Source organism: Actinomadura opuntiae (assembly GCF_030283205.1).
Lineage (GTDB): Bacteria > Actinomycetota > Actinomycetes > Streptosporangiales > Streptosporangiaceae > Spirillospora.
This window is the reverse complement of sequence record NZ_JASNWF010000023.1, coordinates 15362-36612: the sequence shown is the minus strand read 5'-3', so window position 1 is coordinate 36612 and position 21251 is coordinate 15362. Positions and strand designations below refer to the sequence as shown.

At 74.6% G+C, this 21251-nt stretch carries 21 protein-coding genes, 1 pseudogene and 1 riboswitch; of the genes and pseudogenes, 13 read left to right on the top strand and 9 right to left on the bottom strand.

The genetic code is table 11. The annotated features are described in order from the left end of the window. Positions 1-38: 38 nt before the first annotated feature. Both QP089_RS38720 and whiA read left to right on the top strand, forming a co-directional pair. Positions 39-1055, top strand: coding sequence for a gluconeogenesis factor YvcK family protein (locus QP089_RS38720; protein ID WP_285918888.1), 1017 nt, complete (start codon positions 39-41; stop codon positions 1053-1055). A 60-nt stretch (positions 1056-1115) separates the two neighbouring features. Beyond that, positions 1116-2096, top strand: coding sequence for a DNA-binding protein WhiA (whiA, locus tag QP089_RS38715; RefSeq protein ID WP_285918886.1), 981 nt, complete (start codon positions 1116-1118; stop codon positions 2094-2096). A 256-nt stretch (positions 2097-2352) separates the two neighbouring features. On the opposite strand, the gene QP089_RS38710 is transcribed toward whiA, so the two are convergent. From QP089_RS38710 to QP089_RS38700, 3 genes are read right to left on the bottom strand one after another with little or no spacing between them, the layout of a single operon-like run. Further along, positions 2353-3567 carry a hypothetical protein gene (locus QP089_RS38710; RefSeq protein WP_285918884.1) on the bottom strand — a complete coding sequence of 405 codons (1215 nt, stop codon included), beginning with the start codon at positions 3565-3567 and terminating at the stop codon, positions 2353-2355. Next, positions 3557-4870 (bottom strand): hypothetical protein, encoded by a 1314-nt coding sequence (locus QP089_RS38705; RefSeq protein WP_285918882.1) that lies wholly within the window; start codon positions 4868-4870, stop codon positions 3557-3559. The genes QP089_RS38710 and QP089_RS38705 overlap by 11 nt, the downstream gene beginning before the upstream one ends. Then, a complete protein-coding gene (locus QP089_RS38700) occupies positions 4867-5646 on the bottom strand; it encodes a hypothetical protein (protein WP_285918880.1) in 780 nt (259 codons plus the stop codon). Before QP089_RS38700 ends, QP089_RS38705 begins: the two co-directional genes overlap by 4 nt. A gap of 219 nt (positions 5647-5865) precedes the next feature. On the opposite strand from QP089_RS38700, the gene gap reads away from it, so the two are divergent. From gap to QP089_RS38675, 5 genes are all read left to right on the top strand, one after another. Continuing rightward, positions 5866-6873: a type I glyceraldehyde-3-phosphate dehydrogenase gene (gene gap, locus QP089_RS38695; protein ID WP_285918879.1), complete on the top strand. Its 1008-nt coding sequence runs from the start codon at positions 5866-5868 to the stop codon at positions 6871-6873. A gap of 145 nt (positions 6874-7018) precedes the next feature. Then, on the top strand, positions 7019-8206 hold the full coding sequence (locus tag QP089_RS38690) for a phosphoglycerate kinase (protein WP_285918878.1): 1188 nt from the start codon (positions 7019-7021) through the stop codon (positions 8204-8206). A gap of 3 nt (positions 8207-8209) precedes the next feature. Then, positions 8210-9019: a triose-phosphate isomerase gene (tpiA, locus tag QP089_RS38685; protein WP_285918876.1), complete on the top strand. Its 810-nt coding sequence runs from the start codon at positions 8210-8212 to the stop codon at positions 9017-9019. Between the two features lie 161 nt (positions 9020-9180). Beyond that, positions 9181-9423: a preprotein translocase subunit SecG gene (gene secG / locus QP089_RS38680; RefSeq protein ID WP_151542679.1), complete on the top strand. Its 243-nt coding sequence runs from the start codon at positions 9181-9183 to the stop codon at positions 9421-9423. A gap of 81 nt (positions 9424-9504) precedes the next feature. Beyond that, positions 9505-9879, top strand: coding sequence for an RNA polymerase-binding protein RbpA (locus QP089_RS38675; protein ID WP_151542680.1), 375 nt, complete (start codon positions 9505-9507; stop codon positions 9877-9879). Between the two features lie 87 nt (positions 9880-9966). Here the strand turns inward: QP089_RS38675 and QP089_RS38670 are convergent, their stop codons facing one another. Beyond that, a complete protein-coding gene (locus QP089_RS38670; protein WP_285918873.1) occupies positions 9967-11583 on the bottom strand; it encodes a substrate-binding and VWA domain-containing protein in 1617 nt (538 codons plus the stop codon). A 284-nt stretch (positions 11584-11867) separates the two neighbouring features. Here QP089_RS38670 and QP089_RS38665 point away from each other — a divergent pair, with 284 nt between their 5' ends. The 3 genes and pseudogenes from QP089_RS38665 to glyA all read left to right on the top strand — a co-directional run bounded on the left by QP089_RS38665 (position 11868) and on the right by glyA (position 14802). Next, positions 11868-12359, top strand: a complete 492-nt coding sequence (locus QP089_RS38665) for an Lrp/AsnC family transcriptional regulator (RefSeq protein ID WP_285918871.1) — start codon at positions 11868-11870, stop codon at positions 12357-12359. A gap of 109 nt (positions 12360-12468) precedes the next feature. Then, positions 12469-13269, top strand: a pseudogene (locus QP089_RS48940) (DMT family transporter); the annotation flags it as partial. 119 nt (positions 13270-13388) lie between these two features. Next, positions 13389-13475, top strand: a riboswitch (ZMP/ZTP riboswitch). Positions 13476-13530: 55 nt separating this feature from the next. After that, complete coding sequence (gene glyA / locus QP089_RS38655; RefSeq protein ID WP_285918867.1) at positions 13531-14802, top strand: serine hydroxymethyltransferase; 1272 nt, start codon at positions 13531-13533, stop codon at positions 14800-14802. Here the strand turns inward: glyA and QP089_RS38650 are convergent, their stop codons facing one another. Both QP089_RS38650 and QP089_RS38645 read right to left on the bottom strand, forming a co-directional pair. Further along, positions 14803-15597 (bottom strand): class I SAM-dependent methyltransferase, encoded by a 795-nt coding sequence (locus QP089_RS38650; protein WP_285918865.1) that lies wholly within the window; start codon positions 15595-15597, stop codon positions 14803-14805. Beyond that, a complete protein-coding gene (locus QP089_RS38645) occupies positions 15581-16648 on the bottom strand; it encodes a GNAT family N-acetyltransferase (RefSeq protein ID WP_285918863.1) in 1068 nt (355 codons plus the stop codon). Before QP089_RS38645 ends, QP089_RS38650 begins: the two co-directional genes overlap by 17 nt. 183 nt (positions 16649-16831) lie before the next feature. On the opposite strand from QP089_RS38645, the gene QP089_RS38640 reads away from it, so the two are divergent. From QP089_RS38640 to QP089_RS38630, 3 genes are read left to right on the top strand one after another with little or no spacing between them, the layout of a single operon-like run. Then, positions 16832-16960, top strand: a complete 129-nt coding sequence (locus QP089_RS38640; RefSeq protein WP_285918861.1) for a hypothetical protein — start codon at positions 16832-16834, stop codon at positions 16958-16960. Then, positions 16953-17540: a GNAT family N-acetyltransferase gene (locus QP089_RS38635; protein ID WP_285918859.1), complete on the top strand. Its 588-nt coding sequence runs from the start codon at positions 16953-16955 to the stop codon at positions 17538-17540. The genes QP089_RS38640 and QP089_RS38635 overlap by 8 nt, the downstream gene beginning before the upstream one ends. A 50-nt stretch (positions 17541-17590) precedes the next feature. Further along, on the top strand, positions 17591-19027 hold the full coding sequence (locus QP089_RS38630; RefSeq protein WP_285918857.1) for an NAD(P)/FAD-dependent oxidoreductase: 1437 nt from the start codon (positions 17591-17593) through the stop codon (positions 19025-19027). 3 nt (positions 19028-19030) lie between these two features. Here QP089_RS38630 and QP089_RS38625 read toward each other — a convergent pair whose 3' ends face one another. Genes QP089_RS38625 through QP089_RS38615 form a run of 3 tightly spaced genes read right to left on the bottom strand, consistent with a single transcriptional unit; the run spans position 19031 to position 21160 of the window. Further along, on the bottom strand, positions 19031-19813 hold the full coding sequence (locus QP089_RS38625; protein ID WP_285918855.1) for an isocitrate lyase/PEP mutase family protein: 783 nt from the start codon (positions 19811-19813) through the stop codon (positions 19031-19033). Next, positions 19810-20655 carry a cytochrome P450 gene (locus tag QP089_RS38620; RefSeq protein WP_285918854.1) on the bottom strand — a complete coding sequence of 282 codons (846 nt, stop codon included), beginning with the start codon at positions 20653-20655 and terminating at the stop codon, positions 19810-19812. The genes QP089_RS38625 and QP089_RS38620 overlap by 4 nt, the downstream gene beginning before the upstream one ends. 10 nt (positions 20656-20665) lie before the next feature. Further along, on the bottom strand, positions 20666-21160 hold the full coding sequence (locus QP089_RS38615; RefSeq protein WP_285918852.1) for a MarR family winged helix-turn-helix transcriptional regulator: 495 nt from the start codon (positions 21158-21160) through the stop codon (positions 20666-20668). Positions 21161-21251: the final 91 nt, after the last annotated feature.

Genomic DNA, 21251 nt, shown 5'->3' with positions numbered 1-21251 from the left:
GCGCTGCCGGGTCCCGGACGCAGAGAGAAACGAACGCGTTGAAGCCTCTCGGCCCGAAGGTCGTCGCGCTCGGCGGCGGCCACGGCCTGTACGCCTCGCTGTCGGCGCTGCGGCGCGTCACCGACCGGCTCACCGCCGTCGTCACCGTCGCCGACGACGGCGGCTCCAGCGGCCGGCTGCGCCGCGAGCTCGGCGTCCTGCCGCCCGGCGACCTGCGGATGGCGCTCGCCGCGCTGTGCGGCGACGACGAGTGGGGCCAGACCTGGCGCGACGTCGTCCAGCACCGGTTCCGCAGCGAGGGCGACCTGCAGGGGCACGCGGTCGGCAACCTGCTGATCGTCGCGCTGTGGGAGCTGTTCGGCGGCGACTCCGCCCCCGGCGGTGCGTCCGGCGGCCCCCCCGACGGTGCGCCCGGCGGGGCCGGCCCCGGCTCCACCGTCGCCGGGCTCGACTGGGTCGGCCGGCTGCTCGGCGCGCACGGCCGGGTGCTGCCGATGGCCGCCGTCCCGATGGACATCGTGGCCGAGGTGCGCGGCGCCGACCCGACCCGGCCCGACGAGATCACGCACGTCAAGGGGCAGGTGGCGTGCGCCAGCACGCCCGGGTCCGTGCTCGGCGTCTCGCTCGTCCCCGCCGACCCGCCCGCCTGCCCCGAGGCGCTCGCCGCCGTCGAGGACGCCGACTGGGTCGTGTTCGGCCCCGGGTCCTGGTTCACCAGCGTCCTGCCGCACCTGAAGGTGCCCGCGCTCGCCCGCGCGCTCACCTCCACCCGCGCCCGCCGCGCCGTCGCGCTGAACCTCGCGCCGCAGCCCGGCGAGACCGACGACTTCTCCCCCCAGACGCACCTGGAGGTCCTCCAGGCGCACGCCCCCGACCTGCGCGTCGACGTGGTCCTCGCCGACGCCGGCGTGGTCGACGACCCGGACGCGCTCGACAAGGCCGTCCAGCGGCTCGGCGGGCGCCTCGTCCTCGCCCGGGTCGCCGCGGACGACGGCTCGGCGCGTCATGAACCCGCCCGCCTGGCCCAAGCCTTCGTACAGATATTCAGTGACTGACGTCCCGGCGGGCCGCGATCGGCCAGACTGCTGGAAGTCCGATAGGGGGAGGGTTCATCTATGGCGATGACCGGTCTGGTCAAGGACGAGCTGAGCAGGCTCACGGTCATGAAGCCGTGCTGCCGCAAGGCGGAGGTCTCGACGCTGCTGCGCTTCGCGGGGGGGCTGCACCTGGTCGGCGGGCGGATCGTGATCGAGGCGGAGATCGACACCAACGTGGCGGCGCGGCGCCTCATCAAGGACATCTCGGAGGTGTTCGGGCACACCTCGGAGGTCGTCGTGCTCGCGCCCAGCGGGCTGCGCAAGGGCAACCGCTACGTCGTGCGCGTGTTCCGGGACGGCGAGTCGCTGGCCCGGCAGACCGGCCTCATCGACAACAACGGCCGTCCCGTCCGCGGGCTGCCCCGGCACGTCGTCGCCGGCGCCGCCTGCGACGCCGAGTCCGCCTGGCGCGGCGCGTTCCTCGCGCACGGCTCGCTCACCGAGCCCGGCCGGTCGATGTCGCTGGAGGTGACCTGCCCCGGCCCCGAGGCCGCGCTCGCCCTGGTCGGCGCCGCCCGCCGGCTGAAGATCCACGCCAAGGCCCGCGAGGTCCGCGGCGTCGACCGCGTCGTCGTCCGCGACGGCGACGCGATCAGCGCGCTGCTCACCCGGCTCGGCGCGCACGGTGCCGTGATGGCCTGGGAGGAGCGCCGGATGCGCCGCGAGGTCCGCGCCACCGCCAACCGCCTCGCCAACTTCGACGACGCCAACCTGCGCCGCTCGGCCCGCGCCGCCGTCGCCGCCGGCGCCCGCGTCGCCCGCGCGCTGGAGATCCTCGGCGACGACGCCCCCGAGCACCTGGTGAACGCCGGCCGCCTTCGCCTGGAGCACAAGCAGGCTTCCCTGGAGGAGCTCGGCCAACTCGCCGACCCGCCCCTCACCAAGGACGCCATCGCCGGCCGTATAAGGCGTCTGCTCGCCATGGCCGACAAGCGCGCCAGCGATCAGGGTGTCCCCGGCACCGAGGCGAACCTCACGGCCGACATGCTGGCGCCGTAGCCGGCGGCGGTCAGCGCAGGCGGCGGAGCGCGCCGTCGGGGGCCGCCTCGAAGACGAGGGTGCGGCGGGAGATCGTCGCCAGCCCTGCGGCGGGTTCAGGGAGCCCCGGACGATCCGCGCGGACTGCACCGCCGTGCCCGGTAACGGGATCCGCAGGAAATGGACGCAGAGCCGTCCCGCGGCTGCGACGGCCCCAGTCCCCGACGGCCGGGTGCTGAGGGGGCGGCTGTACGGCACCTGACATGGGCGCCGGCGTTCAGCTCCTGCGCAGGTCGCCTCTGAGGACGCGGTGGATCAGGTCGTCGCGGAGCTGGCCGTAGCCGGTCTCGGCCCAGACACTGCGGGCCGGGTCGGCCTCGAAGTAGGGGACGTCCCGGCCCTCGCGGCGGTCCATCAGCATGTCGGGGGTCTCGCGGGCGCGGGCGGCGCGCGCGCAGGCGCGGCAGGCGTGGACGTGCAGGCGGCGGCGGGAGCCGAGCGGCCGCCAGTCGATCTCGGCGGGGCCGTCGCCGTGCAGCGGGTTGAAGAAGCACAGCGGGCTCGGCGGCACCTCCGGCTTCCCCTCGGCGAGGGCGCGGGCCGAGGCCAGGGCGTCGCGGCCCTGGTCGAGCAGGACGAGCACGCCTGCCAGGTCGGGGACGCCCTTCGCGCCGTCGAGGGTCTTCGCCGCGGCCTGGTAGGCGTCCAGGGCCCGGGTCATGAGGGCCCCGGCGCGCTCGCCGCCGGGGGCCGACGAGCCGTCCAGCAGTTCGCCGAAGGCGATGACCTCGCGGGACGCCTGCTCGCGCAGCTGGTCCTCGCTCGCCTTGCCGGCGGTGGCGAACACGGTGCGCGGCAGGAGCAGGCCGTCGCCGGCCTCGCGGCTGACGGCGGCCATGCGGCGGCGCCGCCACAGCAGGACGCCGGCGACGGCGGCGACCGCGACGCCGGCGCCGCCCGCGGCGAGTGGCAGCGCGAGGTCGGTACCGCCGTCGCTCTTCTTCGGCTTGGGGGCGGACGACTTCAGGTGCGCCTGGTACTTGCGGTCGATCTCCGCGGACTCCTGCTTGTAGACCTTCGTCGCGGTGCCCGAGACGACCAGGTCGGTGAAGCGGGTGAGCCGCGCCGCGAGGGACGCGCCGTCCAGCGAGTCGTCCCAGTTCACGGCCCACGCGGCGTCGTCGGCGGCGTGGTCGCCGCCCCACTCGTGTCCCATCAGCTCGTCGGTGGACTCGTGGAAGGTGACGTAGATCCCGTCCCGGCCGAGGCGGCTGTGCACGACGGTCGCGAGCTGCTTGTCGTCGTTCCAGGTGCCGCCCTGGACCAGCGGCACCAGCACGACGAAGGTCGGCACCGGCATCCTCTTCAGCCGGGCGGCCAGCCGCCGCCGGTCCGCGGCGGGCAGCGCCGACGCGTACGACGGGTCGACGTAGATCGGGGAGCGGCGCAGCGCGGCGGCGATCCGCGCGCCGGGGGAGGGCTTACTCGACACCGAGGTACTCCATCACGCGTTTGACGAGGTCGTTTCCGCGGGACCCCCACGCCGCGTCCCGCCACACGCCTGGGACCGCGTAGTGCGGCGCGAGGCCGTCCGGGCCCTGGACGCGCAGGACGCGATCCGCGATCTCCTTGCCGGACGCGCCGAAGCAGGCCGCGCACACCGGTTGCCTGCGGGGCTTGCCGCGGTCGTCGTCGCCGGGCAGCGAGACGGCCTTGCGGCGCGTGGAGTCGCCGTGCAGCGGGTTCACGAAGCACGGCGGCGGAGGGGCGGTCATCTGCCCGGCGAGGGCGCGCCGTCCCTGCCGGGCCAGGACGATCACGCCGACGAGGTCCAGCGCGTGGCCGGGGTCATCGTGCACGTCGTCGTAGAGGATCTGGGCGGCGTCGTAAGCGGTGACGGCGAAGGCGCGGCCGCGGTTGCCGGACGCGTCGGGCAGCCGGTCGCGCAGCCGGTCCAGCTCGGCGGACGCGGTGCGCCGCAGCCACCGGTCCGAGGGCTTGGACGGCGCGCCGGGGTGCGCCTCGGCCTGCGCCGCCAGGCCCGCGACGGCGCCCCCGGCCCCGCCGCGGCGGAACCATCGGCGCCCGGCGGCGGCCGAACCGATCCCGGCCCAGTACAGCGCGATCGCCGACAGCGGGCCGACGAGAAGGAACCCGCGAAGGAAGTGGCTCTTGACCGCGGGCTCGTCGGGCTTCAGCGGATGATCGTCCTCCTGCCCGAACGGGACCGGCGGGCTGAGGAGCGGGGAGGACGAGGTGGGCGGCCCGGCGGGCGCCGCGGCCCAGGAGTCCACCCGCTTGATCAGCCGGTCGGCGAGGCCGCTGAACGGGCGGTGGATGTCGGGCGGCTCGTAGTCGGGGAGGTCGTCCTGCGCCACCAGGTCGAGGTCGATGTCGCGTGGGACGTTCCATCCCTGGCCGAGCATGTAGCCGCCGTCGTCGACCATCAGGTAGAGCCCGTCGCGACGGGTGACGCCGTGCAGGGCGGACAGGAAGGCCTCGTCCTTGCCCTGTGACTCCGAGTCGGTCGGGTTGGGGGCCACCACGACCAGGATCGGGACCGTGACCCGCTTGGCGGCGGCCCGGATCGCGGTGTCGACGCGGACGCGGTCGGCGGCGCCGAGCGCGACGTCCACGTCCGGGTCGACGAAGAGCGGGTCCTTGGCGAGCGCGGCGGCGACGCGGTCGAGGCGGTGGCCGGCGTAGCGCGGGTCGGGCGCCGCCGAGGCGGTGGCCGGCCACATCGCGATGGCCGCCGCCGCGACGCCGAGGACGCCGCGCACGACGCGCCTCATCGCTTCCCTCCCTGCCCGGCGGGCCGCTTCCGCTTGCTGCGGACCGCTGTCCCGGCGGGTGCGGGCCGCCGCCTGCCGCGACGGATCCGGCGCCCCACCAGCAGGCCCAGGACGATCAGCCCGCCGAGCCCGGCGCCGACGCCGAACGCGGTGTTGTTCCTGACGGCGGCCCGGTGGTTGCCGCGGTCGTAGGCGTCCAGCTCCCGCCGGGTCGCGGACTCGGGCCGGGGCGACGGGTGGCGGGCGCGCTCCTTGGCGTGGCCGGACAGGGCGATCTCCACGAACCGGCCGAGGACGCTCAGCAGGCCGGCCTCGTAGGGCAGTTCCGCCGTCGCGGCCTGGTAGGCGTCCTCGACGTCGATCCGCCGCGTCCCGCCGAACTGCTGCACCTCGCCGAGGGCACCGCTGGGATCGACGACGAGGTAGACGCCGTCCTTGCCGAGCCGGTCGTGGAGCACGGGCACCAGAGACTCCAGGTCGGACGGGGCCTCGGTGTCGTCATTGCGGAGACGAGAGGGCAGCGTCACCACGACGTACACGGGCACCCCGAGCCGGCCGACCAGCGCCTTGATCTTCCCGGCGGTGCCGGGCGGCAGCACCCGGGGCACCTGGTCGGTGACGTACACGGGGTCGCGCTTCAGCTGGGAAGTGATGTAGCCGATCCGCGTCTGCACCGCCGGCGGCTTCACCGGCCGGACGGGCGCGGCGGACGCCGGGACGGCCGCGCAGCAGGCGAGCAAACCCCCGATGACTAGGACGAACCACCCGCGCCGCATGGCGGGAGTCTAGTGATGATCGTCAAGTCGGGGCGGCCGGCGGCGGCCGGGCGGCGGCTCACCCGGACGGGGGAGGGCGCGTCACCCGCGAATCCACCGCCGCCGGTGTCGGGCTACCCGCGGGTCATTGGATAGGGTCGGCAGCGGGGGAGACCCCGGTAGACCGCAGTTGACGGCCTGGTGACACCGGGCGACACGACGTACGAGGAGAGCCGTTCCGTGACCATCCGAGTAGGCATCAACGGGTTCGGCCGGATCGGCCGTAACTTCTACCGCGCCGTGAAGGCCAGCGGGGCCGACATCGAGATCGTGGCGGTCAACGACCTGACCGACAACGCCACGCTCGCCCAGCTGCTCAAGTACGACAGCATCCTCGGCCGCTTCCCCGAGGACGTGCGCGCCACCGCCGACGAGATCGTCGTCGGCGGCACGTCGATCAAGGCGTTCGAGGAGCGCGACCCCGCGAACCTCAAGTGGAGCGACGTCGGCGCCGACATCGTCGTCGAGTCCACCGGCTTCTTCACCGACGCCACCAAGGCCAAGGTGCACGCCGACAACGGCGCCAAGAAGGTCATCATCTCGGCCCCGGCCAAGAACGAGGACCTCACCGTCGTGCTGGGCGTCAACGAGGACAAGTACGACCCGGCGCAGCACACGGTGATCTCCAACGCGTCCTGCACCACCAACTGCCTGGCCCCCTTGGCGAAGGTGCTGCACGACAACTTCGTCATCGAGAAGGGCCTGATGACGACGATCCACGCCTACACCCAGGACCAGAACCTCCAGGACGCCCCGCACAAGGACCTGCGCCGCGCCCGCGCCGCCGCGCTGAACGTCGTGCCGACCTCCACCGGCGCCGCCAAGGCCATCGGCCTGGTGCTGCCGGACCTGAACGGCAAGCTGGACGGCTACGCGCTGCGCGTCCCGGTGCCGACGGGCTCGGCCACCGACCTGACCGCGACCCTGTCGCGCGAGGTCGGCGTGGACGAGGTCAACGCCGCGTTCAAGAAGGCCGCCGAGGAGGGCCCGCTCAAGGGCTACCTCACCTACACCGACGACCCGATCGTCTCCAGCGACATCGTCACCGACCCGTCGTCGTGCATCTTCGACTCCGGGCTCACCAAGGTCATCGGCGACCAGGTCAAGGTCGTCGGCTGGTACGACAACGAGTGGGGCTACTCCAACCGCCTCGTCGACCTCGTCAAGCTGGTCGGCTCGCAGCTCTGAGCCCCGACGAAGTCGGCTCGGGGGGTGTGGGGGGTCGTCCCCCCTCGGGTGATACCGCCCCGCGATCCGACAAGCCCGTCCCCGCCGTGGCCGCGCCCAGCGCGCGGCCACGGCGGGGCCGTATCCGGAAGGAATCCGCATTCCGATGCGCACCATTGACGATCTGGACGTCGCCGGGCGGAAGGTGCTGGTCCGCGCGGACCTGAACGTCCCGCTGCAGGACGGCCGCATCACCGACGACGGCCGGATCCGGGCCAGCCTGCCCACGATCGAGACGCTGCGCGCCAAGGGCGCCAAGGTCGTCGTCTGCGCCCATCTCGGCCGCCCGAAGGGCGAGGTCAAGCCCGAGTTCTCGCTCGGCCCGGTGGCGATCCGGCTCGGCGAGCTGCTGGGCGTCCGGGTGGTGTTCGCCGACGACGTCGCCGGCGCGTCCGCCCACGCGGCCGTCTCCGGGCTCGGCGACGGCGACGTCGCGCTGCTGGAGAACCTGCGCTTCGAGCCGGGCGAGACCAGCAAGGACGACGCCGAGCGCGGCGCGTTCGCCGACCGGCTCGCCGCCCTCGCCGAGGTGTACGTCGGCGACGGGTTCGGCGCCGTGCACCGCAAGCACGCCTCCGTCTACGACGTGCCGCAGCGGCTCCCGCACGCGGCCGGCGACCTGATCGCCACCGAGGTGTCGGTGCTGGAGAAGCTCACCGAGCAGGTCGAGCGGCCCTACGCGGTCGTCCTCGGCGGCTCGAAGGTCTCCGACAAGCTCGGCGTGATCGACAACCTGCTCGGCAAGGCCGACCGCATCCTGATCGGCGGCGGCATGGTGTTCACCTTCCTCAAGGCCCAGGGCCACGAGGTCGGCAGGAGCCTGCTGGAGGAGGACCAGCTCGGCACCGTCCGCGAGTACCTGCGGCGGGCCGAGGAGAGCGGCGTGGAGTTCGTGCTGCCGGTGGACGTCGTCGCCGCGACCGCGTTCGCCGCGGACGCCGACCACGAGGTCGTCGCGGCCGACGCGATCCCCGCCGACCGGCTCGGCCTGGACATCGGCCCCGAGTCCGGCAAGCTGTTCGCCGCGCGCCTGGCCGGCGCGAGGACGGTGTTCTGGAACGGCCCGATGGGCGTGTTCGAGATGGAGCCGTACTCGCACGGCACCCGCGCCGTCGCGCAGGGCCTGATCGACTCCGGCGCGTTCACCGTGGTCGGCGGCGGCGACTCGGCCGCGGCCGTCCGGCAGCTCGGCTTCGACGAGGGCGCCTTCTCGCACATCTCGACCGGCGGCGGCGCGAGCCTCGAGTACCTCGAGGGCAAGACGCTGCCCGGCCTGCAGGCACTGGAGGACTGACCGATGGCCCCCGCGACCCCTTCCGGACGGCAGAGCGGCCGCAAGCCGCTGATGGCCGGCAACTGGAAGATGAACAAGAACCACCTGGACGCGATCCTGCTCGTCCAGAAGATGGCGTTCGCGCTGAAGGAGCCCGACTTCGAGGCCGTCGACGTCGTGGTGTGCCCGCCGTTCACCGACCTGCGCTCGGTGCAGACGGTGATCGAGGCCGACCGGTACGCCATCCAGTACGGCGCGCAGGACGTCTCGCAGCACGCCTCCGGCGCCTACACCGGTGAGATCGCCGCGTCCATGCTGGCCAAGCTGGGCTGCTCCTACGTGATCGTCGGGCACTCGGAGCGGCGCGAGTACCACGGCGAGGACGACGCGCTCGTCAACGCCAAGGCCAAGGCGGTCCTGGCCGCCGAGATGAGTCCGATCGTCTGCATCGGCGAGGGCCTGGAGGTGCGCAGGTCCGGCGGGCACGTCGCGCACTGCCTGGCGCAGCTCGACGGCTCGCTGGAGAAGATCCCCGCCGACCAGATGCGGCGGACCGTGATCGCCTACGAGCCGGTCTGGGCGATCGGCACCGGCGAGGTCGCCACCCCGCAGGACGCGCAGGAGGTCTGCGCGGCGATCCGCACCCGGCTCGCCGAGCTGTACGACGGCGGCCTCGCCGACCAGGTGCGCATCCTGTACGGCGGCTCGGTGAAGGGCGACAACGTCGCCAGGCTGATGGCGCAGGACGACGTGGACGGCGCGTTGGTCGGTGGTGCCAGCCTCGACCCGGGCGAATTCGTCAAGATCTGCCGGTACCGGGATCTGCCGGCCTGATCAAAACTGATCAATTCCGCGTGACATGGGGGTTCTTGCCGAACCAGGCGGTAGTTCGTCGTACCCTTCGTACTGCGGGGGTAAACCGCCCGGCCCGATCCCCTGTCCGACCGACGAGGCCCCGCTCCCGCGGGGCCGGCCAGAGAAGGCGCTGAAGAACTGTGATCATCGCATCGTCCATCGTGCTCATCGTCACGAGCCTGCTGATGGTGGTCCTCGTCCTGATGCACAAGGGCAAGGGCGGGGGACTGTCCGACATGTTCGGCGGCGGCATCTCGTCGTCGCTCGGCGGCTCCTCGGTGGTGGAGCGCAACCTGGACCGGCTGACGATCGGCGTCGGGGTGGTCTGGTTCGCCTCGATCATCGTCCTGGGGCTGCTGTTCAAGCACAAGGGCGTCGGCTGAACCGCCCGTCCAACACGTTCGAATGCCGCGCCGTCCTCGGAGGTCCCTGGCGGCGGCGGCGCACAAAGCGAGGAGTAGTCCGTGGGTAGTGGCAACGCGATTCGGGGCAGCCGCGTCGGTGCCGGTCCGATGGGGGAGGCGGAGCGCGGCGACGCCGCCCCCCGCGTCTGGGTGACCTTCTACTGCGCCAACCGGCACGAGACCCGCCCCAGCTTCGCGACCGACGTCGCGGTCCCCGAGACGTGGGACTGCCCGCGCTGCGGGTTCCCGGCCGGCCAGGACGCGGAGAACCCGCCGGCGCCGCCGAAGACCGAGCCCTACAAGACGCATCTGGCGTACGTGAAGGAGCGGCGCAGCGACGAGGACGGCGAGGCCATCCTCGAGGAGGCGCTCGCCAAGCTGCGCGAGAAGCGCGCCGCCGTCAAGAAGGCCCTGGAGGCCGCCGGCCGGAGCTGACCCTCCGACCGCGCGGCGACGTCCGCGCACCGGCGTCCTGGCCCGGTCCCCGCACGGGGGCCGGGCCGTCGCCGTCTCCGGGAGAGGTCAGCAGGACGGGGCGCAGAGGCGGCGGGCGGTGGCCTCGCCGAAGATCCGCAGGATGTCCTGCGGGGCGCGGGCGGTGTAGACGCTGCCGCCGGTGGCGCCGGCGAGCCGGCGCAGTTCGGCGGTGTCGACGTCCGGGCCGAACCCGATGACGATGATCTGCACGGGGCGGGTCGCCCGCCGCTCGGCGCGCAGCGCGGCGACCGTGCGGTCCAGGGAGGGGCCGCCGGGGTCGTCGTTGCGGCCGTCGGTGAACAGCAGCACCGTGTTGACCATCTCCGGCCGGTAGGTGCGGCGCATGTACCGGACGGCGGCGAGCACGGTGTCGTACAGGCCGGTCGCGCCGTCGGGCTTCGGGTGCAGCGCCGCCAGCGTGCTGAGGATGCGCTGCCGCCGGGTGACTGACCCGATCCGGCCGCCGAGCGGGCCCATGGGGACGGTCTGCCGCCAGTCCCGGTCGCCGTCCAGCCGGGTGGAGAAGATCCACTGGCCGAGTTCGGTGTCGTCGGGCTGCAGCGCCAGGCCCTGCTGGGACGCTTGCGCGATCGCCTGCATGCGGGTCAGCCGGGAACCGGGCACCGGCTGCGCCATCGAGCCCGACACGTCGATCACCGACAGCATCCGGGAGCCGAGGGTCAGCCGCGCCCACTCCTGCGCCGTCCGCCGGACCAGGGCGGGATCGGGGTCGGCGAGGACGGCGGGCCTGGCGGCGGGGAGACCGGCCGGTGCCCGTCCGCCGGGGTCGCGGAAGCCGGCCGAGCGGAGGCGCTCGCGGGCCGGTCCGCTGTGCAGCGCGCGCTCGAACAGCCGCGCGCCGGGACGGTCGTCCAGGACCGCGACCGGATAGTCCAGCGACAGGGTCCCGTCGCGCGGGTAGACGGCCTGCACGGGAACGGACGGCTTGCGCCGCTCGTGCTCCCACACGGCCTGCTCCGGGAGGACCAGGACGGGCTCAGGTCGCTCGGAAGCCCCGGTCAGCGCGGCGAACGCGTGCGCCGCGTCCGGTGCCGTGCTCTCCCGCACCGACCGCGCGAACGCCGCGAACGCCGCGTCGCCCTCGCGTTCCCGCGCGATCAGCAGCGCGGCGAGCCCGGCGCCGGTCCGGGCCGGATCGGCCAGGACGGGCCGCACCGCCTGCGAGCGCCGCTCGCCGGGTTCCGCCGCGTCCAGCAGGTCCTTCCAGGAGGCGGGCGTCCGCGCCGCCTGTGCCGCCGGGACCGCGGCGACGAGGGGCGTGCGGGCCAGCGGCCCGCCCGTCACGCGCGGCGGCGTGGTCAGCAGCCGCAGCCACAGCGAGGAGTCCGGCACCCACACGTCCGGGCGCCGGACGCCCGAGTCCCGGGGGATCTGCCCGGACAGCAGCGCCGTGACCCCCGCCGGACCGGCCGCGCGCACGGTGACCCGCACGCATTTGCCGCCCGCGCGGTGGTCGGCGCCGTTGAAGTCGCCGGCTACCGCCGACAGGGCGGGCGCCAGTTCGGGGGCGACGGCGGCGTCGAGCGTCGTCTCACCGCCGGAGCACGACGTGATCGCCGACAGGGCGTACACCGACGTGCCGAACACCGCCGCGATCGCCATGCAGACGACCGCCACGGTCCGGCGCGCGCGCCGTGTCATTCGCTGCGCGCGCCGTGTCCGCCGCCGCGCGCGGCGTCCCGTCTCCCGATGCGCCCCGCTCACGTTGACCCCTCATCCCCGTTCGGCGGCCCCGTGCCGCCGGCTCGCGTGGGCCGCCAATTGTCGGCGCTCGCCCGCCTCCCGGGCATCGGTGAAATCACCAGCCTCCGCAGACTCACTTTGGCTTCTCGCCACGAGGCCGAATAATCTTCGGAGAGCGACGCCTTCTGGCGCATCTTCGGGTGCGGGAGTTCGGGGCGCGGCGGCGAAGTCGGGAGGGCACCATGGACGCGGTCGACCAGGCGATCCTGCGGCGGTTGCAGCGGGACGGGCGGCAGACCAACCGGGAGCTGGCCGAGGCGGTAGGGATCGCCCCGTCCACGGCCCTGGAGCGGACGCGGGCGCTGCGCTCGCGCGGGATCGTCACCGGCTTCCACGCGGCGGTCGACTTCGAGCGGCTCGGCCGCGGCGTGCAGGCCCTGATCTCGATCCGGATCCGGCCGCAGTCGCGGGAGGCGATCGAGTCGGCGCGCGACAGCATGGCCGCGATGCCCGAGGCCGTGGCGGTCTTCGTCGTGACGGGCAACGAGGATCTCCTCGTCCATGTGGCAGTGCCCAGCACCACGTACCTGCGGGACTTCGTGCTCGATCGGCTGGCCCGCCGCAAGGAGTACGTGGACGTCCGCACGACGGTGGTGTACGACTACGTCCAGCCGAGGGAGCAGGGCGAACTTCCGTCGGCCGAGCGGCGCGACGGGCGAACGCCGTACGCCTGAACCGGAGTCTGTGAGGCTGGAACCGAACGATTGCCGGGCGTGCGCCACCGAGCCGAACGAATGACGGCTGACAAAGCGAACTCCCGCATTCCTGCCTAGCTTCGGCTCCATGGACCGACGAAACATTCCGTCCGGCGCGCTGCTGGTGCTGGCCGCCGGCGTCCTGTGGGGGACGGTGGGGCCGGCGCAGGTGCTGGCCGGTTCCGCGGCGAGCCCGGTGGCGATCGGCGGCGCACGGATCTTCTCCGGCGGGCTCGTCCTCGCCGTGCTGGTGCTCCTCACGGATCGGAAGGCGTTCCGCGCGCTGTCGCGGCGTAGCTGGCCGCCGCTGGCCGCCGCGTCCGTCGCCACCGGGGTCTTCCAGGCGTCGTTCTTCAGCGCGGTCGACCGGACGGGCGCCGCGGTCGCGACCGCCGTCGTGTTCGGGCTCGCGCCCGTCTCGACCGGGCTGTGCGATCGGCTGGTGCTCCGGGCGCGGCTGAGCCGGCGGTGGTGGTGCGGCACCGCCTGCGCGATCGGCGGCGTCGCGCTGCTGATGGCGCCGGGCCAGGACGTGCACGTCGACCCGCTCGGCGTGGCGCTCAGCCTGGTCGCAGGGACGTGCTTCGGCGTCTACACGGTGTCGGCGAAGGTGCTGACCGGACTCGATGTCGGGATGGCCGCGGCGGTGTCGGTGACCTTGCTGGTCGGCGGGTCGGTGCTGCTGCCCTGGACGCTCGCGGACCTGCCGGCGCTCGCGGCGCCCCGGTCGGCGGCCCTGGTGGCCTGGCTCGGGCTCGCGGCGACCGCCGCCGCGTACATGTTCTTCGTCACCGGCCTGAACCGGGTCAGCGCCGCGACGGCCGGGACGCTCAGCCTCGCCGAGCCGCTGGTGGCGGCGGTGCTCGCCATCGCCGTGCTCGGGGAACGGCTGTCGGCGGAGGCCGCGGCCGGGTCGGTGCTGCTGCTCGGCGGGCTGGCGGTGGTGTCGGTGCCGGCGCGGGCCCGCCGGCCGCGGATCCGGCGGGCGCCGGGTGCGGCTCGCTATGATGGCGCGAACGCGACTGGCGCAGTCAAGGTGGAGTCGACCACCGGGGAGCGAAACTAGTCCGCACACCGCGCGCCTGGGTGTACGGGTCCCCTTGCCGGGGCGCCCGGAGCGCGTTCCGGCGCGAGCAGCGCGGAGGTAGTCGTGCACGAGCCCGCCGTTCCCCATCTGCAGGCCGCGGACCCCGAGATCGCCGGACTGGTCGAGGCGGAGGCCCGCCGCCAGTACGAGAAGATCCGGCTGATCGCATCGGAGAACTACGTGTCGGCGGCGGTGCTGGAGGCCGCCGGCACCGTCCTGACCAACAAGTACTCCGAGGGCTACGCCGGAAAGCGGTACTACGAGGGCCAGCAGAACATCGATCCGATCGAGCTGGCGGCCATCGAGCGGGCCAAGGAGGTGTTCGGCGTCGAGCACGCCAACGTCCAGCCGTACTCCGGCTCGCCCGCCAACCTCGCCGTCTACATGGCGTTCCTGGACCCCGGCGACCCGGTGATGGGCCTGTCGCTGCCGATGGGCGGCCACCTGACGCACGGCTGGTCGGTGTCGGCGACCGGCAAGTGGTTCTCGCCCGTCCGCTACGAGGTGCGCGCCGACACCGGGCGCGTCGACATGGACCAGGTCCGCGACCTGGCGCTCAAGGAGCGGCCGAAGCTGATCTGGTGCGGCGGGACGGCGGTGCCCCGCACCATCGACTTCCCGGCGTTCGCCGAGATCGCCCGCGAGGCCGGCGCGGTCCTCGCCGCCGACATCGCGCACATCGCCGGCCTGGTCGCGGGCGGCGCGCACCCGTCCCCGGTGGGCCACGCCGACGTGATCACCACGACCACGCACAAGACGCTGCGCGGCCCGCGCGGCGCAATGGTCATGTCGACGGCAGAGCACGCCAAGGCGATCGACAAGGCCGTGTTCCCCGGCCTGCAGGGCGGCCCGCACAACCACACCACCGCCGCGATCGCCGTCGCGCTGAAGGAGGCCGCGGCGCCGGACTTCTCCCGGTACGCCCACCAGGTCGTCGCGAACGCCAAGGCCCTCGCCGCGGCGCTGCTCGAACGCGGCTACGACCTGATCTCCGGCGGCACCGACAACCACCTCATCCTGATCGACCTTACGAACAAGGGCGTCGCCGGCAAGCCCGCCGCGCAGGCCCTCGACCGCGCCGGCATCGAGCTGAACTACAACGCGGTCCCGTTCGACCCGCGCAAGCCGTTCGACCCGTCCGGCCTGCGGCTCGGCACCGGCGCGATCACCACCCGCGGGCTGGACGAGGCGCGGATGCCGCAGGTCGCCGCGTGGATCGACGAGGTCGTGCAGGCCGCCGCCCGGCAGGACGAGACGGTCGTGGAGCGGGTCGCGGCCGAGGTCCGGGAGATGCTGGCGGCCTACCCGATGCCGGGCTGGGCGCCCACCCCGTGATCAGGACGGCCGCAGGATCGTGATCATGCGCCAGGCTTCGGGATCGGTGAGGGCCACCGCGTCCGCGCCGGGCCCGAAGTCGCCGTACCGTGCCGCGACCTCCAGCCCGCCCGCGAGCCGGACCGCGGCGTCCAGCTCGGTCGCGGTCCAGAACCGGTAGGGGACGACGTCCTCGATGACGCGGGTCGCGCCGTCCGCCTCGATCGTCATCGTCACGTGGTCGTCCGAGATCTGGGTGACGGGGTCGAGCAGGTCGGTGGGCTCGCCCCACCGGACGGTCGCGCGCACCCCCTCGCGTTCGACCGTCCAGCCGGTGCTGACCGTCGGGTCGTCCGACAGCCGGTCGCGCGGATGCGACATCTCGACCATGTACAGGCCGCCGGGCGCCAGGTGCGCGGCGACCCGGCGCAGGTGCGCGACGAACGCGTCCAGCGTCATCAGGTGGGACGTGGAGTCCAGCATGGTCAGCACGAGGTCGAACCGGCGGCCAAGGTCGAATGTCGTCATGTCGTCCCGGACGACCTCGACCGCCACACCGGCGCGCCCGGCCTCGCGCGCCGCGTACGCGCACATCGCCGGGTTCAGGTCCAGCGCGGTCGCGGCCAGGCCGCGCCGGGCCAGCTCGCGGGCGTGCTCGGCGGGCCCGGCGGCCAGCTCCAGCACCGTCCGGGCCGGGCCCGCCGCGTCCGGCCGGTGCTCGGCGCACCAGTCGAGCAGCACGCCGGTCTCGGCGGCCACGTCGCGGAACGAGCAGGCCAGCTCGTAGGCCCAGGGGTCGTCATAGATGCCGGTCACCCCGCCATCCTGCCAGCGCCCCCGGATCGTGGCGGCCGTCCGCGCGCAGCCTGATCTCCACGATGTGCGGCTCGTCGGTGCGCCGCGTCCGGCCGCCGAGCGAGGTCAGCAGCCGCCGCATCCGCGCGTTCTCGCTCAGCGCGGTCGCGCGCAGCTCGACCAGGCCGCGCTCGCGGGCCAGGGCCACCAGCAGCTCGGCGAGCGCCCGGCCGAGGCCGCGGCCCTGCCAGGCGTCCTCGACCAGGAACGCCAGCTCCGCGACGCCCGGGTCGAGCACGTGGATCAGGTGCGCGAGCGCGAGCAGCGACCCGTCCGGGCCCTCGGCGACGAGCGTGAGGCCGCGCGCCGGGTCCCAGAACCGCTCGATCGCGCGCGGCGGCGGGTACGGCTTCGGGCTGAAGTAGCGCATCCGGCGGCTGTCGAGGGAGCACCGCTCGTGCAGGGCGCGGACCGCGTCGGCGTCGCGCGGCTCGATGGGCCGGACGGTCACGTGCGTGCCGTCGCGCAGCGGCACGCGGCGGGACGGCGGGCGCGGCGGCCCGGCGGGCAGCGCGGCGCGGACGAGCGCGTCGGCGCGCGCCGCCTCGGTCGTGGTGAACGGCAGGCCGTACCGCCGCAGCCGGACGGCGCGGCCGTGCCCCATCGGGACGGTCAGCACGCACGCGTCGTCGTCGGCGTCCTCGGCGGGCGGCGCCCACGCGGCCTCGTCGGCGCGCAGCAGTTCGGCGAGCACCTCCGGCACCGCCTGCGGTTCGGCGCGCAGCCGGGCCGCCAGGACCAGCGCCCGCGTCGGCTCGTCCACCAGTTCGCGCGGCCGTGCCGGGCGGACGGCGGTCCGGGCGCCGCCCGCCGCGCCGAGCGTCTCGGCGAGCTCCCGGGCGCCGGCGCCGCCGCCCGGGACGTCGACGAGGAACTCGTCGACCACGCCGCCGGCGTCCATCTGGACGGACAGGGCGAGGATGTTGGCGCCGCGGCCGGCGAGGGCGGCGGTCAGCAGGGCCAGCCGGCCGGGCCGGTCCTCGATCTCGGTGCGGATGCGGAGCAGCGGCATGGAACGTTCCCTTCCCGGGCTCGGGGGCCCGGTCGTCTGCGCACCGTGTCCGGTCCTGCCCGGTGCGGACGCGCCCAGGCTCGCCCAGCGCTGTTACGCGGGCGCTACGTCATCGTGAGCGCGTGGTTTCACATTCCGGACCGGGGCTTGAGGCGCCCGACGCGACCGCCTAGCGTGCGGTGAGTGATCGACCCCGTGACCGGTGAGCGCGTCAACGACCAACGCCGGGCCGGGCCGCGCGCGGCCCGCCCGCCCCTGCCCTCGCCCGGCTCGTCCGAGCCGGCCCTGCAGAAACGGGCCCCCGATGAGTGACACGCTGCGGACGAGGCGGCTCGCCCTGCGCCCGATCGGGATGCGCGACCACCACGCGCTGCTGCGGCACTGGACGGGCCCGCTCGTCCGCCGGCACCTGTTCGACGGCGCGTCCATCTCGCCCGTGCAGGTCACCGAGATCATCGAGACCAGCGAGCGGGACTTCGCCACCGAGGGCTACGGGCTGTGGGCGCTGCGGCCGGTGCCGCGCGGCCTGCCGGCGGCCGAGCCGCGGCCGGGCGCGCCGCTGATCGGGGTGGCCGGGCTGCGCGGCCACGAGGGTCCGTTCGACCGGGGGGTGGACGTGGAGATCCTCTACAGCCTGGAGCCGGACCGGTGGGGGCAGGGGCTGGCCGCCGAGGCGTCCCGCGCCGTGCTGGACTACGCGTTCGGGGTGGTCGGGCTGCGCCGGGTCACCGCCGAGATCGACCCCGCCAGCGCGGTGTCCGCCGAGGTCGCCGCGAGCCTGGGGATGCGGCCCTGGCACCGCGGCGCGCACGGCCCCGACGGCGTGTCCTACTATGCCGCCGACCGCTCCGGTTGGCTCGGATCCCGTCGTGGAATCGACGCCGTCCCCTAGAATCCGTCGCCCACTATCGGATTGACTGTCGGATACAGCAGTATGGGCGGATGAGTTCCTCGTCCGGGCGGGTGCCGCTGGCGCCCGGTTTCGCCAACGGCGGCGTCTCCCACTGGTACCGCGAGACGGGCCGCCCCGAGCCGGGCCCCCGGCTGCCCGGCCCGCGCACCGCCGACGTCTGCGTCGTCGGCGCCGGCTACACCGGCCTCTGGACGGCCTACTACCTCAAGCGCGCCCGCCCCGACCTGCGCGTCGTCGTGCTGGAGCGCGAGTTCGCCGGGTTCGGCGCATCCGGCCGCAACGGCGGCTGGGTGCTCGGCGAGATCGCCGGGTCGCGGGAGCGCTACGCCGCCCGGCACGGCCGGTTCGCGGCGGTCGCGCTGCAGCACGCGATGTTCGACGCGGTCGACGAGGTCGTCCGGGTGGCGGCTGAGGAGGGCATCGACGCCGACCTGGTCAAGAGCGGGGTGCTGCACGTCGCGCGCAACCCCGCCCAGCGCGCCCGGCTCGCCGCGATGGTCGCCGGGTCGCGCGAGTGGGGCTGGACGGAGGAGGACCTCGTCCCGCTGCCCGCCGCCGAACGCGACGGGCGGCTGCGCGTCGCGGGCGCGACCGGCGCCGCGTGGAGCCCGCACTGCGCCCGCGTGCAGCCGGCCAAGCTCGTCCGGGGCCTGGCGGCGGCCGTCCGCGCGCTGGGCGTCGACGTCTTCGAGCGGACGCCGGTGGTGCGGATCAACCCGCGGCGCGGCGCCCTCCCGGCCGCCGCCGTCACCCCGTACGGGACGGTCACCGCCGACTACGTGCTGCGCGCCACCGAGGGGTTCACCGCCGGGGTCGGCGGCCACCACCGCGACTGGCTGCCGATGAACAGCTCCATGATCGTCACGACGCCGCTGCCGTCCGCGGTGTGGGACGCGATCGGCTGGGACCGCCGCGAACTGCTCGGCGACCTCGCCCACTACTACATGTACGCGCAGCGGACCGCCGACGACCGCATCGCTTTCGGCGGCCGGGGCCGGCCGTACCGCTACGCGTCCCGGGTGGACGACGGCGGACGCACCCAGCCCGCGACCGTCGCCGCGCTGTGGTCCATGCTGGCCGCGATGTTCCCGGCCGCCGCCGAGCACGGCCGCGTCGCGCACGCCTGGTCGGGCGTCCTCGGCGTGCCCCGCGACTGGTGCTCGACGGTCGTGGTCGACCACGCCGCCGGGCTCGGGTACGCGGGCGGCTACACCGGCCACGGCGTCGCCACCTCGAACCTTGCGGGCCGCACGCTGCGCGACCTCGTCCTGCGCGAGGACACCGAGCTGACCGCGCTGCCGTGGGTGGACCGGCGCGTCCGCCGCTGGGAGCCCGAGCCGCTGCGCTGGCTCGGCGTCCACGCGATGTACGCGCTCTACCGGGCGGCGGACGCCCGCGAGTCCGCGACGTCGTCGGCGCGGACGTCCCCGCTCGCCCGGTTCGCCGACGCGATCACGGGCCACTGACGCCTAGCGCGCGACGAGGTCCTGGATGTCGCCGTAGGAGAACGCGGGGACGTCCGCGCCGCCGCCGGTGACGTCCAGGGCGGCGGCGACCGCGGCCTGGAGCGCCTTGCGGAACAGCAGCGACCCGGTGCTCACCCGCCGGACGCCCAGCTCGGCGAGCCGCCCGACGTCGGTCTTCCCCGGCATGAACAGCACGTTCAGCGGCACGCCTGCGGCCTCGACGACGGCCCGGATGTCGTCGTCGGCGGCGATGCCGGGGACGAAGACCCCGTCCGCGCCCGCGTCGGCGAACACCCGCACTCGCCGCAGCGTCTCCTTCAGGTCGGGTTCGCCGTCCGCCAGCCAGAACGTGTCGGTTCGGGCGTTCAGGAACACCTGCGGCGCGGCCCGCTTCACCGCCGCGATGGTCGTCGTCTGATGGTCGAGCGGCGCGAGCGTGCCGTCCGCGCGGCCGTCCTCCAGGTTGACGCCCGCGATGCCGAACGAGGCCAGCTCGGTGGCGAGTTCGGCGACGTCGGCGACCCTGGTGGAGAAGCCGCCCTCGATGTCGACCGTGACCGGGACGGGCAGCCGCGACAGGCCGCGCGCCAGCGCGAGCGTCTCGTCGCGCGCGTCGCCGGTGGCGTCGGTCTTCCCGGCGGCGGCCGCGACGCCGAGGCTGGTCGTCCCGACCGCCGGGAAGCCGGCCTTCGCCAGCGCCGCGCCGGTCCCGAAGTCCCAGGCGTTCGGCAGGAGCAGCGGCCGGTCGCCGCGGTGCAACTCGTGGAACGTCGCCGCAAGGGTCATCGGGCCGCCTCCAGTTCGTTGAGGGCCTCGACCACGCCGGACGTCAGCTGCACGGCGTGGTCCGCGCCGGGGCAGGGCCGCCGCCCGGCCCCGAAGGTCAGATGGGGAGGTTCCCTGCGCGCGGGGTCGAAACGGTCCGGCTCGCTGAACACCGCCGGGTCCCGGTTGGCCGCCCGCAGGTCGAGCGTCACGGTCGTCCCCTCGGCGATCCGCCGCCCCTGGAAGTCGACCTCCTCGCGGGCGACGCGGCGCATGGCCGGGATGGGCGGGTCGTAGCGCAGCGTCTCGGCGATGACGGCCTCGATCGAGCATCCGCGCGCCTCGGGCCGCCGTGACAGCGGCAGCACGTTGCGGATCAGCGCGGCGGTCGCGTCGCACGCCTGGGTGAAGACGGCGATCCGGTTGGCGACCTCCTCGTCCGTCCCGGGCCCGAGCAGCCGGGCCAGGGTCGCCACGGCCGCGTCCGCGCCGTCCCGGCCGGCGCCGGTCAGGTAACCGGACGAGGCGAGCGGCACCGTGTCGACCAGCGCGTCCAGGTCGCTGACGCCGAGCGCCTCGCCCAGGGCCGCGATCGGTGCCGACTCGGGGTCCGCTCCGGCCAGCACGCGCTCGCGGGCGCGCCGCCGCAGGTCGGCCGCGTCGAGCTCGTCCAGTGCCTTCGCCACGACGCCCAGCCGCCGCTCGTGCTCGGCGCCCTCACTGAACCGGCAGACGGCGCCGCGCAGCCAGGCCAGCGAGCCCGGCGGCGTCCCGCCTTCCACCACGGGGACGACGAAGCGCTCGTCGGCGAGGACGGCGCCGGCCTCGGCGTGCCGGGTGATGGTCAGGTCTGTGTTCGCCATGCCCCCGAATCTAGGCGGGGTTCGTTTCGCCGCCGGTCGAAATGTCGGCCGCGCGGTCGACGATGCCGGCGAGGAGCCCGACCAGCCGGGCGCGGTCGCCGGGGGCGATCCCGCCGAAGAGGCGGGCGCCCACGGCCGCGGTCGTCTCCGCGGACGCCCGGGCGCGGCGCCGCCCCTCGGCGGTCAGCTCGATCGCGTAGGCGCGGCGGTCGCGGGCGTCGCGGTTGCGCACCGCCAGGCCCAGGCGCTCCAGCTCGTCCATGATCCGGACGACGGCGGACTTGTCCAGGCCGAGCAGCGCGCCGAGGCGCCGCTGGCTGGTCGGCCCGAGCCGGTCGAGCGCGGCCAGCACGGCCTGGTGCCTGGTCTCGATCCCGAGCGGCCGCAGCTCGCCGCCCAGGGCGGAGCGGGCGGCCCGGTGCGCCGAGGCGAGCAGGAAGCCCAGCGCGGCGTCGTCGGTCCGGGGGTCGCCGAGCACGGCCGGGTTCGCGGGTTCGGTCTCCACGCCCCGATTTTAGGCTCTGTCGATATAGTCTCAGTCGAGACATTCTCATATACTCCTATTCGGGCGGCTTCGGCGAGAGTGAGGAGACGCG

Coding starts and splice junctions, on each gene's coding strand:
- whiA (WP_285918886.1), top strand. CDS start 1,116: ATGGCGATGACCGGTCTGGTCAAGGACGAGCTGAGCAGGCTCACGGTC.
- QP089_RS38705 (WP_285918882.1), bottom strand. CDS start 4,870: ATGAGGCGCGTCGTGCGCGGCGTCCTCGGCGTCGCGGCGGCGGCCATC.
- QP089_RS38635 (WP_285918859.1), top strand. CDS start 16,953: ATGAGTGACACGCTGCGGACGAGGCGGCTCGCCCTGCGCCCGATCGGG.
- QP089_RS38665 (WP_285918871.1), top strand. CDS start 11,868: ATGGACGCGGTCGACCAGGCGATCCTGCGGCGGTTGCAGCGGGACGGG.
- QP089_RS38620 (WP_285918854.1), bottom strand. CDS start 20,655: ATGGCGAACACAGACCTGACCATCACCCGGCACGCCGAGGCCGGCGCC.
- QP089_RS38625 (WP_285918855.1), bottom strand. CDS start 19,813: ATGACCCTTGCGGCGACGTTCCACGAGTTGCACCGCGGCGACCGGCCG.
- tpiA (WP_285918876.1), top strand. CDS start 8,210: ATGGCCCCCGCGACCCCTTCCGGACGGCAGAGCGGCCGCAAGCCGCTG.
- QP089_RS38670 (WP_285918873.1), bottom strand. CDS start 11,583: ATGACACGGCGCGCGCGCCGGACCGTGGCGGTCGTCTGCATGGCGATC.
- QP089_RS38700 (WP_285918880.1), bottom strand. CDS start 5,646: ATGCGGCGCGGGTGGTTCGTCCTAGTCATCGGGGGTTTGCTCGCCTGC.
- QP089_RS38690 (WP_285918878.1), top strand. CDS start 7,019: ATGCGCACCATTGACGATCTGGACGTCGCCGGGCGGAAGGTGCTGGTC.
- QP089_RS38645 (WP_285918863.1), bottom strand. CDS start 16,648: ATGCCGCTGCTCCGCATCCGCACCGAGATCGAGGACCGGCCCGGCCGG.
- QP089_RS38630 (WP_285918857.1), top strand. CDS start 17,591: ATGAGTTCCTCGTCCGGGCGGGTGCCGCTGGCGCCCGGTTTCGCCAAC.